We start from the raw sequence: 12,898 nt of genomic DNA on the forward strand, positions 1-12,898 counted from the left end.
GGCTGACAAACCAGCCCGTCCGGCGATTGAGGACGAGCGCGTTCAGCGCGATCGGGGGTCTGGGGGCGTAGCCCCCAGCACCTCCGCAGCCGCCGCGGGCACCCGCGCCTTTGCCCGCGACCGTGACACCGCCACCCCTGCCAGACACAACCCCCCGCCCGCCAGGGTGAGCAACCCCGGTACCTCGCCCAGGGTCAGCCAGGACATCAGTACGACCAGGGCGGGGACCGCGTACGTGGTCGCCCCCATGCGGCTGGCCGTCGTACGGGCGAGGGCGTAGGCCCAGGTGGTGAAGGCCAGCGCGGTCGGGAAGACGCCCAAGTAGATCATGTTGAGGGTGGCCGAGAGCGGCGCGTCGACGGCCTCGCCGACCAGTTGCCCGGCGAACGGCAGGCAGGTCAGGGCCCCGACCAGACAGCCGAACGTCGTCACCTGGAGGGCGCTCGCCCGGCCGAGGGCGGGCTTCTGCGCGACGACCCCGGTGGCCCACGTGGCCGCCGCGAGCAGACACAGCGCCACCCCGAGCACCGAGGTACCGCCCCCGCCCGACATCGACAGCCCGACGGTCACCGCGCCCGCGAACGACACCGCCATGCCCGCGAGCAGCCGGGGCGGCATCGGGTCGCCGAGGAGCCGGGTGCCGAGCAGGGCTATGAGGATCGGGCCGACGTTCACGACCAGGGCGGCCGTCCCCGCGTCCACCTGCTGCTCGCCCCAGTTGAGGACGACCATGTAGACCCCGAACCACAGCACCCCGGAGATCGCGATCCCCCGCCAGGCCGACCGGGGCGGCAGCCCCTCCCGCCGTACGAGACAGATCGCTCCCAGCGTCACGAACCCCGCGAGCATCCGCCCGAGCGCCAGCGCACCCGGCGAGTACGAGGCCCCCGCACTGCGGATCGAGACGAACGCGGAGGCCCACAGCACCACGGTCACACAGGCCGCGACAGCGGCGAGCACCTCCGCACGAGGGGCCCGACGGGACGGCGGGGAGAAGGTCATCATGCTCCAGAGGCTAGGGAGAGGAGGGCGACGAGGCTCGCGATTTTCGGACGCATGCCCGCACGACGGCACGACTGCACAACGGCACGACTGCACTGCTGTACGGCGGCTCAGCGCAGCGACCTCGCCTCGATGCCGAGCAGCTCCGCGAAACGGCGTTCCCCCTCCTCCGTCACCCTGACCGCCCGTTCCGAGCCGATGCGTTCGCACCAGCGGGCGTCCAGCGTGTGCCGGCACAGGGCCGCGCCCGCCGTACCCGCGAGGTGGGCGCGGCGTTCGGTCCAGTCGAGGCAGGCGCGGGTGAGGGGGCGGCGGCCGGTGCGGTCGAGGTCGATGCCCGCGTCGGCGAACCACCGCAGCCCGGCGTCCGTGAGCGCGAACCCGGTGTCCTGGCGCAGCAGCCCCCGTACGGTCAGGGCGTCGGTGAGGGCGATGCCGAGCCGTCCGGCGAGGTGGTCGTAGCAGGTGCGCCCTCGTGCCATCGCGGACCCGGCGCCGGACTCCCGCAGCGTGCGCGGGCGTTGGGCCGAGGAGGGACCGACCTGGGCGGCCAGGTCCTCCACCAGCTGGGCCACGCGGGCGTCGGCCAGCCGTACGTAACGGTGCCGTCCCTGACGTTCCTCGGCGAGCAGCCCACCGGCGACGAGCTTCCCCAGGTGCTCGCTGGCCGTCGACGGGGCGACCCCGGCGTACCGCGCCAGCTCCCCGGCGGTCCACGCGCGCCCGTCCAGCAGCGCGAGCAGAAAACCGGCCCGCGTCTCGTCCGCCAGCAGCCCGGCCAGCGCGGCGAGCCCGGACGCCCGGCCCGGCTTTCTCGTGCTCCTCGCAGCCGTCATGGTCATGAGCCCAGCATGATGCACGGACACTTCGGCGCCCACCGAAGAGGGAGCGCTCCGCTGTTGGTGCCGTGATGGGGTGGTGTCGTTGGTCGGCCGCGGCGCCGTTGTGGCTGGTCGCGCAGTTCCTCGCGCCCCTTTAGGGCGCTCGACCTGCTCAGGAGGGTCGGTTCAGGCGCTCGTACTGTTGTGCCAGTCCGTCCAGCAGTGCTGTCAGGCCGGTTTCGAAGGCTCGTTCGTCGATCTTCTCCTGTTGTTCGGCGAGGAGGTGCGCCTGGCCGAGGTGGGGATAGTCGGCCGGGTCGTACGCGCTCTCGTCGTTCACGAAGCCCCCGGCGAACGAGCCGAGCGCGGAGCCCATGACGAAGTACCGCATCAGCGCGCCGATCGACGTCGCCTGCGCGGGCGGCCAGCCCGCGCCGACCATCCCGCCGTACACGGCGTCGGCGAGGCGCAGGCCCGCCGGGCGGCGGCCGGGGCCGCGGGCCATGACCGGGACGATGTTCGGGTGGTCGCGCAGCGCGGCCCGGTAGGAGACGGCCCAGTCGTGCAGCGCGGTACGCCAGTCGCGGCCGTCCTCGAACATCGACAGGTCGACCAGCACGCTCACCGAGTCCGCGACCGCCTCCAGGATCTGGTCCTTCGTCCGGAAGTGGTTGTAGAGGGACGGCCCGCTGACCCCCAGTTCGGCGGCGAGCCGACGGGTGGAGACGGCCGCCAGGCCCTCCGCGTCCACCAGCGCCCGTGCCGTCTCGACGATCAGGTCGATGCTGAGGAGGGGCTTGCGCGGTCGGGCCATGGCGCACATAGTAGGGCCGGGTCATGGAAACTAGCAGTGCTAATTTAATGGGTCCGGTGGAGGGTGAGGTCGTGGTGAATCTGGGGCTCAGCGAGGAGCAGGAGGCCGTCCAGCGCCTCGCCCGGGACTTCGTCGAGCGTGAGATCACCCCCAATGTCGTCGAGTGGGACCGCGCCGAGAGCGTCGACCGGTCGATCGTGAAGAAGCTGGGCCAGGTCGGCTTCCTGGGGCTGACCGTCGACGAGCAGTACGGCGGCTCCGGCGGCGACCACCTCACGTACTGCCTGGTCACGGAGGAGCTGGGGCGCGGCGACTCGTCCGTGCGCGGGATCGTCTCCGTGTCACTGGGGCTGGTCGCCAAGACGATCGCGGCCTGGGGGAGCGAGGAGCAGAAGCGCCGCTGGCTGCCCGGGCTCACCTCCGGCGCGTACGTCGGCTGCTTCAGTCTGACCGAGCCGGGCACCGGGTCCGACGCGGGCAACCTCACCACACGGGCCGTGCGCGACGGCGACGACTATGTCGTCAACGGCACCAAGATGTTCATCACGAACGGCACTTGGGCAGATGTCGTGCTCCTCTTCGCCCGGTCCACCGACGCCCCCGGCCACAAGGGCGTCTCCGCCTTCCTCGTGCCGGCCGACAGCCCCGGACTGACCCGCCGCACCCTCCACGGCAAGCTCGGCCTGCGCGGCCAGGCCACCGCCGAACTGGTCTTCGAGGACGTGCGCGTGCCCGCCTCGGCGATGCTGGGCCCCGAGGGCAAGGGTTTCTCCGTGGCCATGTCGGCGCTCGCGAAGGGGCGGATGTCGGTCGCCGCCGGGTGCGTCGGGATAGCCCAGGCCGCTCTGGACGCGGCCGTGCGGTACGCGGGGGAGCGTGAGCAGTTCGGCGGGCCGATCGCCCGGCACCAGCTGGTGCAGGAGCTGATCAGCGACATCGCCGTGGACGTCGACGCGGCCCGGCTGCTGACCTGGCGCGTCGCCGACCTGATCGACCGCGGCCTGCCCTTCGCCACCGAGTCCTCCAAGGCCAAGCTCTTCGCCTCCGAGGCCGCCGTCCGCGCCGCCAACAACGCCCTCCAGGTCTTCGGCGGCTACGGCTACATCGACGAGTACCCGGCGGGCAAACTCCTGCGCGACGCCCGCGTGATGACCCTCTACGAGGGCACGAGCCAGATCCAGAAACTGCTGATCGGGCGCGCGCTGACGGGCGTATCGGCCTTCTGAGTCCCGCCTCGTATGAGTATCCGTCTGAGTATTTCGGCGGATGTGGCGCGGGCCACGTCCGCCGACCCTTGTCCCCATGAACATGAACATGAACGAGAGACCCGTCAAGCAGCAGAACACGGGGGCCTTCTACGGTCAGGCCGTCGCGTCCTTCGCCATCGCCATGGGGGCGACGGCCATCGGCATCTTCCGGCTGAACGCCGACGCCTGGGTGCGCGGCTTCCTCGGTATCGCCGTCCTCTATCTGGTGACCTCCGCCTTCACTCTCGCCAAGGTCATCCGCGACCGCCAGGAGTCCGGGCACTGAGTGCCGCCCCGATCGGGCACGCTAAGCGCTCGCTCACCCACGGCGGTACAGTGGGGGGTCACTGTCGGTGGAAGGGGCGAACGGGCGATGAGTACGGCGGAGGAGACGGCCGGCGGCGAGGCGCCGCCGTGGGGTGAGGTGACCCCCGACGCGGCCCGGCGGCTGCTCGTCGCCGCGGTGGAGGCCTTCGCCGAGCGTGGCTACCACGCGACGACGACCCGTGACATCGCGGGCCGCGCGGGCATGAGCCCGGCCGCGCTCTACATCCACTACAAGACCAAGGAAGAGCTGCTGCACCGGATCAGCAGGATCGGCCACGAGAAGGCCGTCGACATCCTGCGTACGGCGGCCCGGACCGAGGGCACCTCGACCGAGCGGCTGGCCGAGGCCGTCAGCTCCTTCGTCCGCTGGCACGCCGGGGGGCGCACCACCGCACGGGTCGTGCAGTACGAACTGGACTCGCTCGGCCCCGAGGCCCGCGCCGAGATCGTCGCGCTGCGCCGCCAGGCCGACGCCGAGGTGCGCGGGATCATCGAGGACGGGGTGGAGGCGGGCGAGTTCGACGTGCCCGACGTACCGGGCACGACGCTCGCCGTGCTGTCGCTGTGCATCGACGTGGCCCGCTGGTTCAACGTCAACGGTTCGCGTACGCCCGACGAGGTCGGCGCGCTCTACGCCGACCTCGTGCTGCGGATGGTGGGAGCCGAGCCGGTCCCGGCGGGAAGCGGGTCCTAGCGGGTCCTAGCGGGTCCTGGCGGGTCCTGGCGGGTCCCGGCCGGGAAGCGGTCCTAGAGGTAGTAGCGCGACACGGACTCCGCCACGCACACCGGCTTGTCGCCGCCCTCGCGCTCCACGCTGAAGCCGACGGTGACCTGGACGCCCCCGGGGACGTCCTCGACGCCGTTGACCGTGGCGGTGGCGCGCAGCCGGGAGCCGACCGGGACGGGTGCGGGGAAACGCACCTTGTTCGTCCCGTAGTTGACGCCCATCTTCACGTTCTCGACCTTGATCAGCTGTGGCCCGAAGAGCGGCAGCAGCGAGAGGGTCAGATAGCCGTGCGCGATGGTGGTCCCGAAGGGGCCGGTGGCCGCCTTCTCCGGGTCGACGTGGATCCACTGGTGGTCGCCGGTGGCGTCCGCGAACAGGTCGATGCGCTTCTGGTCGATCTCCAGCCAGTCGGTGTACCCCAACTGCTCACCGACCGCCGCCTTCAGGTCGTCCGCGCCCGTGAAGATCCTCGGCTCTGCCATGTCCCGGCCTCCTCGCCACTTGTCTAAGCAACTGCTTAGCATGGTCGCCCGCGGTTTCCCTGTCAACGGACCGCGGCAAGCCGCCTTGGGTAGGGTTCGGGGAGTGCCCCAGATTCCCGAGAAGATCCATGAACTCACGGTCGGCCAGCTCGCCGCCCGCAGCGGCGCCGCCGTCTCCGCCCTGCACTTCTACGAGTCCAAGGGCCTCATCAGCAGCCGCCGCACCTCGGGCAACCAGCGCCGCTACAGCCGGGACGCGCTGCGCAGGGTCGCCTTCGTCAGGGCCGCGCAGCGCGTCGGCATCCCGCTCGCCACGATCCGCGAGGCGCTCGCCGAACTCCCCGAGAAACGCACGCCCACCCGGGAGGACTGGGCCCGCCTGTCCGAGAACTGGCGTTCCGAACTGGACGAGCGCATCAAGCAGTTGAACCGGCTGCGGGATCACCTCACCGACTGCATCGGCTGTGGCTGTCTGTCGCTGGAGGGGTGTGTGCTGTCCAACCCCGATGATGTCTTCGGTGAGACCCGGGCGGGGTCGCGGCTGATGGTGGAGAGGGGTGGTGCCAAGTCGGGTGCTCGTACTCCGTCCAGCCCTCGTGTGTCGGACCCGCCGGATTGACCGTTGTTGGCTGCGGGTCCGGTGGGGGCTTGTCGCGCCCGCGCGGCGGAGCCGCATATCGATACAGCCTCGCGCCCCTAAAGACAGGGGCGCGTCTCCGTCAGGTGGCAGACACTGCCGGGACGGTTCAGTTGGGGGTGCGGCATCCCCGGCGCACCCCCGTCGTGCTCAGGCCGACGCAAGCAGCAGCCGTCCGCGCCTGGACTCCGCCAGGGCCTCGGGGGTCAGTACGGGCCGCGGCACCACGATGCCGCACTCCGTGCAGACGGGACCCGACGACGGCTCATGGGCCAGGTCGTACTTCCAGGTGAGGCGCTCCCCGACGCACACCGGGCACACCGAGCCCGGTTCGCGCTCCAGGGCGGCGATCAGCCGTCGCAGCACCTCGGCCAGCGATTCATGGGGGTGCACCCCCGGATCGTCGCACCAGGCCACCCCGAACCCACCCCAGGTCAGCCGATGCCAGTCGTCCACGCTTCCGGGCCGGCGCAGCCCGTCGAACTTCTCCTTCTTGCGGCGCTTCGCGAACTCCACCTCGTAGGCCAGCCAGACCGAGCGCGCTTCCTCCAGCTCGTCCAGTGCGGCCACGAGCCGCGCTGGATCGGGGGACCGGTCCTCCGGACCGAACCCGGCCCGGGAGCACAGATGGTCCCAGGTCGCCCTGTGCCCGTAAGGGGCGAACCTCTCAAGGCACTTGCGGAGCGAGTAACGCCGCAGTGCCAGATCGCTCCGCGGATCCCGCACCTGTCTCGCCAGACTCCGGAAACCGGCCATCGCCTTGCACCTCCGTCACACCTGCACCTGTACTTCGGTCACTTCGGCGTCGTCGAACGGACGTCACCGAATAGACGTATCGACAAGCGATTCGGCTCCATCCGTTTTCCGATGACGGCCATAAGCCGTTCGTCGGCCCCCATGGGACCGACGTCAACGGCCCTAAACCGTCCGCCGGACCACCCCTCACGGTTACCTCCCGCAGCTGTCGGCCGCCTGTAGAACACCTGTTGAACACCGCGCCGGACCAACGTCGCGCCCAGCGCCCCCGAAGTGCCCCCGCACTCCTCCAACGCATTTGCTGTGCCACGTTGTTCAAACGTGACGCATGTTCATCTTCGAACCCGGGGATACCAGGCGGTAACGTCCGGCCCACCCCGTCCGGAGTCGGCCACCCCCGTCCGGAGGAGCTGCCATGTCACGGCGCACCCCAGGCACCACCGTCGACAGAACCTTCGGGACCTTCAGGTCCTTCAGGTCATCGAGGTCCTTCGACAGACTGAGAACTCCCCGCGGAGTCTTCGGGTTCCTGAAGACCGCAGCTGTATGCACGCTCATTGCCGGTCTTTTGTCGCCGCTTTCCCCGGTCTCCCCGGCGACCGAGGCCCACGCCGCCGCGGCCAACGACTACTGCGGAGCCCAGTGCTCCGACATCCTGCCGCCCGGCCAGAACGGCAACGCGACCCTCGCCCAGATCATCCTCAACCAGGCCTTCGGCACCCAGCCCGAGCACGCGGAAGACCAGCTCGGGCCCTATGCCAACCTGGCCACGGGCTACTCCGGGCTCACCAACGCCACCATCAACAACTTCTTCAACGACGCCTCGTTCGGGGTCGCCGCCGACCAGGTCGCCTCGACCCTGGCCCCGGCCGGCCGCACCGACGTGACGATCGTCCGCGACAAGAAGACGGGTGTGCCACACATCACAGGCACCACCCGTTACGGCACCGAGTTCGGCGCCGGGTACGCCGCCGCCCAGGACCGCCTCTGGCTGATGGACGTCTTCCGGCACGTCGGACGCGGCCAGCTCACGCCCTTTGCGGGCGGCGACCCCTCCAACCAGGGCCTTGAACAGGAGTTCTGGCGCCACGCCCCGTACACCGAGGCCGACCTCCAGGCCCAGATAGACAACGCGGTCGCCACCAACGGCGCCCGCGGCCAGCAGGCCCTCGCCGACGTCAACGCCTACGTCGCCGGCATCAACGCGTACATCGACGCCTCCGACAGCGGACGCTACTTCCCCGGCGAGTACGTCCTGACCGGCTGGAAGGACTCCGTCACCAACGCGGGCACCATCCAGCACTTCAAGACCACCGACCTGGTCGCACTGGCCTCCGTGATCGGCGCGCTCTTCGGCTCCGGCGGCGGCGGCGAGGTCAACAACGCGATCTCCCTCATGGCCGCCCAGTCCCAGTACGGCGTCGTCGAGGGCACCAAGGTCTGGGAGTCCTTCCGCGAGCGCAACGACCCCGAGGCCGTCCTCACCGTCCACAACGGCGAGAGCTTCCCGTACGCCACCCCGCCCGCCGACCCGCAGGGCGAGGCCCTGCCCGACGCCGGCACGGTCGTCACGGAACCGCTGGTGTACGACCGTACGGGCAGCGCCGCCACCACGACCGCGACGACCGCCTCCACCACGGCGACGGCCACCGCCCTCACCTCCGCCAAGCGCGGAATGTCCAACGCCCTGGTGGTCAGCGGGGCGAAGACCGCCAGCGGCCACCCGGTCGCCGTCTTCGGCCCGCAGACCGGCTACTTCGCACCCCAGCTGCTCATGCTCCAGGAGATCCAGGGCCCGGGCCTCAGCGCGCGCGGCGCCTCCTTCGCGGGGCTGAGCATGTACGTCGAACTCGGCCGCGGCCAGGACTACGCGTGGAGCGCGACGACCTCCGGGCAGGACATCATCGACTCGTACGCGGTCGAGCTGTGCCAGGACGACGTCCACTACCTCTACCACGGCACCTGCACGGCGATGGAGAAGCTTGAGCAGACCAACGCCTGGAAGCCCACCACGGCCGACGACACGGCCGCCGGCTCCTACCGCATGCAGGTCTACCGGACGAAGTACGGCCCGGTGAGCCATCGGGCGACGGTCGGCAGGAAGAAGGTCGCCTACACCACCCTGCGCTCCTCCTACATGCACGAGGCCGACTCGATCATCGGCTTCCAGATGCTCAACGACCCCGACTACGTGAAGGGCCCGGCGACCTTCCAGTCGGCGGTGCAGCACATCAACTTCACCTTCAACTGGTTCTACGCCGACTCCACGCACACCGCGTACTACAACAGCGGCGACAACCCGGTGCGCGCGAGCGGCGTCGACGCCGAGTTCCCGGTCTGGGCGCAGTCGGCGTACGAGTGGCAGGGCTGGAACCCGACCACGAACACCGCCACCTACACACCGGCGTCCGCGCACCCCAACTCGATCGACCAGGACTACTACATCTCCTGGAACAACAAACAGGCCAAGGACTACACCACCGCCCCCTGGGGCAACGGCTCCGTCCACCGCGGCAACCTCCTGGAGGACCGGGTCAAGAAACTCGTCACGGCGGGCGGAGTGACCCGGGCCCAGCTGGTGAAGGCGATGGCCGACGCCGCGCTCGCCGATCTGCGTGCCGAGGACGTGCTGCCGAAGCTGCTGCGGGTCATCAACAGCTCGACGGTCACCGACTCCACGGCCGCGGCAGCCGTCACCAAGCTGTCGGCATGGGTGACGGCGGGCGCCAAACGCACGGAGACGTCCGCCGGTTCGAAGGCGTACGCCAACGCCGACGCGATCCGCATCCTGGACGCATGGTGGCCGCTCCTCGTACAGGCCGAGTTCGAACCGGGCCTCGGCACCGACCTCTACACCGCCATCACCACCAACCTCCCTGTCGACGAGGCACCTTCGGCCGCACACGGCCCGACCGGCGCACACGCGGGCAGCTCCTTCCAGTACGGCTGGTGGAGCTATGTCGACAAGGACATCCGGGCGGTTCTCGGTGACTCGGTGCAGGGCGGCCTCGCGCAGAAGTACTGCGGCGGCGGCACGCTCACCGGCTGCCGGGACATCCTGATCAGCACCCTGAAGACCGCGGCGGGTATGACGGCCGCCCAGGTCTACCCCGGCGACGACCTCTGCGCGGCGGGCAACCAGTGGTGCGCCGACTCGATCGTCCAGCGCACCCTGGGAGGCATCAAGCACTACAACATCAGCTGGCAGAACCGGCCGACCTACCAGCAGGTCGTCGAGTTCACGTCACACCGGTAGCAGCTGTTCCGGTGCCGGCGGCGGGTCGCATTCACTTGATGCGCCATTCACTTGATACGGCCCGCCGCCAGCACCACCCGCGCCAACTCCGCGTGGCAGATGTCGCTGTGGGCCCCCGTCGGGGTCCCACCGTTCTTGACCACTTCCGCCGCGTCGACGTTCACGCACCCGCTCACCGGCAGCTTCGCAGGCTTGAGCGCCTCGGCGAGGGTCAGCTTGACCGTGCCCGGCACCGCCTGGACGCCGTCGTGGCCCATCGCACCCCACTTGGGACCCAGCGCCTTCGCCACGCTGAACCCCGCGAACGACCGGTCGGCGTCGAGCATGCCCTGGCTCTCGCCCGCCATGCGCGAGGCCAGCGGATAGAACGTGCTGAGCGCCCCGTCGTGCCGGGAGTAGCAGCACACCAGGGGACCGTCGATACGGCTCTGCCGACCCCGCAACGCGCCCCCGGCGCCCGTGTCGTGGGGCAGGCTGTCCGCGAACGCGTAGTGGGAGAAGGCTCCTTGGAGCAGCGTCACCGACTTCACCGTGCGCACCTCCTTGGGCAGGCCGCGCAGCGCGAACGACACCAGCCGGGCGCCGAAACTGTGCCCGACGAGATGCACCCGCACCCCGGGCGCCGCCTGGGCGAGCCGCCCGAGCACCGGCCCGAGGCCCCGCTCGCCGACGGTTCCGGCCCGCCGCTTCATCGCGTAGTACGTGGCCTGCCGCAGCAGCTCCTGCGCACCCTTCCACGGATTGGGCAGCGCGAACTCGGCGACAGCGCCCGGGGATTCGGAAGATCCATGGCCGGCCAGGGCCCGGGCGAACTCCTCGCAGACCGCCGTCGTGGATCCGGTGAGCATGTCGGGGACGCCCGCCGGGTCGCCGTCCCCCAGGAGATCCGCCGCGAACCCTGACTGCGGCGCCTCCGGCGGCACCTCGACGAGGAGTCGCACCAGCCCGCCGTACTCCTCCAGGGCCCGCTCGCTGTCCGGTTGCTGCTCCAACAGGTGGGCGATCTGCTCGACGACCGTGGCCCGCTCCGGGAAGGTCTCGACCAGGGCCTGCCGGGTGTTCTTGTCGAGACCGGGTCGGCCGGTCGCCGCCGGGGCGGTAGCGGTCGCGGTGGCGGTCATGGACCGCTGGAAGTCGGGGATCGGCTCGTCGGAGAAGCGCATCGACGGCCACACCACGCCCACGTAGCCGATCCTGGCGGTCGCGGGCGCGAGCGTGGGGATGGGCGCGAAGAACCTGCTGTAGAGCCGGGTCGCGATCGACCGGTCGTTGTTCCAGCCGTGTGCGAAGACGACCAAGTCGCGCACCTCAAGGGGGTTCACCTCCGCGAGCAGTCGGTCACGCCTGCGCCCGTCGGTGTCGCCGTCCGCGTCGAAGGTCAGCTCCCAGTAGGGAGAAACGCTCATTTCCGGATCCGCCATGACAGTCCCCGTCCCCCGTGGTGTCGTGATCGTGCACCATGTTGGTGCGATGTGGGGCGTATCGTCCTGCTAACGGGGGGAGTTGGCTATACGTCACGGCTCACTTATAAGCAAGGTATTTCTTACGCATGTTCCGGAACGCCGCCAACTCCTCCTGCCAGCCCGCCACGACCTCGTCGGCGTCGGCGCCCGCGTCGATCATCGTGCGCACCAGAGTGGATCCGGTGAGCTTGTCGATCCAGTTGTCGGAGCGCCAAGTGAAGCCGCTCCAGACCTTCTTGGCGGTCACCAGCAACGCGACCCCGGTACGCACCGGGTCGTAGGCCGCCCGGTCGTGCACATGGATCTGTACGCCCCCGATGGTCTTTCCCTGGAACTTGGAGAACGTCGGCGCGAAGTACGCCTCCCTGAAGTGCACACCGGGCAACCCGAGTTGCTCCGCCGCGAGGGCCCACCGCCGGTCGATGCCCTCGGCGCCGAGCAGTTCGAACGGCCGGGTCGTGCCCCGCCCCTCCGACAGGTTCGTCCCCTCGAAGAGACACGTCCCGGAGTAGACGAGGGCGGTGTCGGGCGTCGGCATGTTCGGGCTCGGCGGCACCCAGGGCAGCCCGGACGCGTCGTAGAACTCCGACCGCTTCCATCCCGACATCAGTACGGTGTCCAGCTCCACCGGCGCCGCCAGGAACTCCTTGTTGAACAGCCGCGCCAGCTCCGCCACCGTCATCCCGTGCGCCTGGGAGATCGGCTGCCGTCCGACGAACGTCGCGAACTCCCTGTGCAGCACGGGCCCTTGGGCGGCCCGCCCGGTCACCGGGTTCGGCCGGTCGAGCACGAGGAAGGGCTTGCCGGCCAGCTGGGCCGCCTCCATGCAGTCGTACAGCGTCCAGATGTACGTGTAGAAGCGGGCGCCCACGTCCTGGATGTCGAAGACGACGGTGTCGACGCCGGACGCGGTGAAGATGTCGGCGAGCGGCCGGCCGCTCTTGAGATACGTGTCGTAGACGGGGAGCCCGGTCGCCGGGTCGTCGTAGCGGCCCTCGGAGCCGCCGGCCTGCGCGGTGCCACGGAATCCGTGCTCGGGGCCGAAGACGGCGGTCAGATTCACCCGGTCGTCCGTGTGCATGACGTCGACGATGTGGCGTACGTCTCTGGTTACGCCGGTGGGGTTGGTGACGAGGCCGACCTTTTTGCCGGTGAGGGGGGCGTAGTCGTTGGCGGCCAGGTTTTCGAAGCCGGTGCGGAGTTGTTTTGGGCGGTGTTGAGTGGGGGTGGCTGCGGCGCTGCATGCTGCCAGGGATGCGGCGGTGGCTGTTGCCAGGAGGCCGCGTCTGGACAGGGGCATGGGGGTTCCCTCCGTGAGGCGGTACGGGTGGTGGTGGCACCGTATGCGCTGCCGTCGGTAGTTCGT

Annotated in this window: 11 protein-coding genes and 1 pseudogene; 5 read left to right on the forward strand and 7 right to left on the reverse strand. The window is 70.0% G+C overall.

Features of this window, described 5'->3' with window-relative positions; genetic code table 11:
• Nucleotides 1-42 precede the first annotated feature (42 nt).
• From ACWDR4_RS43545 to ACWDR4_RS43555, 3 genes are all read right to left on the reverse strand, one after another.
• A complete protein-coding gene (locus ACWDR4_RS43545) occupies nt 43-1,005 on the reverse strand; it encodes a DMT family transporter (RefSeq protein ID WP_450416919.1) in 963 nt (320 codons plus the stop codon).
• A gap of 107 nt (nt 1,006-1,112) precedes the next feature.
• Nucleotides 1,113-1,838, reverse strand: a complete 726-nt coding sequence (locus ACWDR4_RS43550) for an ArsR/SmtB family transcription factor (protein ID WP_450416973.1) — start codon at nt 1,836-1,838, stop codon at nt 1,113-1,115.
• A gap of 157 nt (nt 1,839-1,995) precedes the next feature.
• Entirely contained in the window at nt 1,996-2,637 is a 642-nt protein-coding gene (locus ACWDR4_RS43555; RefSeq protein ID WP_450416921.1) for a TetR/AcrR family transcriptional regulator, read from the reverse strand.
• Nucleotides 2,638-2,711: 74 nt separating this feature from the next.
• Between ACWDR4_RS43555 and ACWDR4_RS43560 the strand changes: the two genes are divergently transcribed.
• From ACWDR4_RS43560 to ACWDR4_RS43570, 3 genes and pseudogenes are all read left to right on the forward strand, one after another.
• Nucleotides 2,712-3,863, forward strand: a complete 1,152-nt coding sequence (locus ACWDR4_RS43560) for an acyl-CoA dehydrogenase family protein (RefSeq protein ID WP_450416974.1) — start codon at nt 2,712-2,714, stop codon at nt 3,861-3,863.
• Nucleotides 3,864-3,951: 88 nt separating this feature from the next.
• Nucleotides 3,952-4,164 (forward strand): annotated as a pseudogene (locus ACWDR4_RS43565) (YiaA/YiaB family inner membrane protein); the annotation flags it as partial.
• A 93-nt stretch (nt 4,165-4,257) separates the two neighbouring features.
• Nucleotides 4,258-4,905, forward strand: a complete 648-nt coding sequence (locus ACWDR4_RS43570) for a TetR/AcrR family transcriptional regulator (RefSeq protein ID WP_450416922.1) — start codon at nt 4,258-4,260, stop codon at nt 4,903-4,905.
• A gap of 53 nt (nt 4,906-4,958) precedes the next feature.
• Here the strand turns inward: ACWDR4_RS43570 and ACWDR4_RS43575 are convergent, their stop codons facing one another.
• Entirely contained in the window at nt 4,959-5,420 is a 462-nt protein-coding gene (locus ACWDR4_RS43575) for a MaoC family dehydratase (protein ID WP_450416923.1), read from the reverse strand.
• A 103-nt stretch (nt 5,421-5,523) separates the two neighbouring features.
• Here ACWDR4_RS43575 and soxR point away from each other — a divergent pair, with 103 nt between their 5' ends.
• Nucleotides 5,524-6,039, forward strand: coding sequence for a redox-sensitive transcriptional activator SoxR (gene soxR / locus ACWDR4_RS43580; RefSeq protein ID WP_450416925.1), 516 nt, complete (start codon nt 5,524-5,526; stop codon nt 6,037-6,039).
• 168 nt (nt 6,040-6,207) lie between these two features.
• On the opposite strand, the gene ACWDR4_RS43585 is transcribed toward soxR, so the two are convergent.
• Nucleotides 6,208-6,813, reverse strand: coding sequence for a hypothetical protein (locus ACWDR4_RS43585; RefSeq protein ID WP_450416927.1), 606 nt, complete (start codon nt 6,811-6,813; stop codon nt 6,208-6,210).
• 415 nt (nt 6,814-7,228) lie between these two features.
• Between ACWDR4_RS43585 and ACWDR4_RS43590 the strand changes: the two genes are divergently transcribed.
• The gene (locus ACWDR4_RS43590; protein ID WP_450416929.1) at nt 7,229-10,069 is read left to right on the forward strand and encodes a penicillin acylase family protein; all 2,841 of its coding nucleotides are present in this window, start codon (nt 7,229-7,231) and stop codon (nt 10,067-10,069) included.
• Between the two features lie 47 nt (nt 10,070-10,116).
• Here the strand turns inward: ACWDR4_RS43590 and ACWDR4_RS43595 are convergent, their stop codons facing one another.
• Together ACWDR4_RS43595 and ACWDR4_RS43600 are read right to left on the reverse strand one after the other, a co-directional pair.
• Nucleotides 10,117-11,490 carry a serine-threonine protein kinase gene (locus ACWDR4_RS43595; RefSeq protein WP_450416931.1) on the reverse strand — a complete coding sequence of 458 codons (1,374 nt, stop codon included), beginning with the start codon at nt 11,488-11,490 and terminating at the stop codon, nt 10,117-10,119.
• Nucleotides 11,491-11,590: 100 nt separating this feature from the next.
• Nucleotides 11,591-12,832 carry an exo-beta-N-acetylmuramidase NamZ family protein gene (locus tag ACWDR4_RS43600; protein WP_450416932.1) on the reverse strand — a complete coding sequence of 414 codons (1,242 nt, stop codon included), beginning with the start codon at nt 12,830-12,832 and terminating at the stop codon, nt 11,591-11,593.
• Nucleotides 12,833-12,898: the final 66 nt, after the last annotated feature.

The sequence above is a fragment of the Streptomyces sp. NPDC000878 genome (assembly GCF_053599695.1).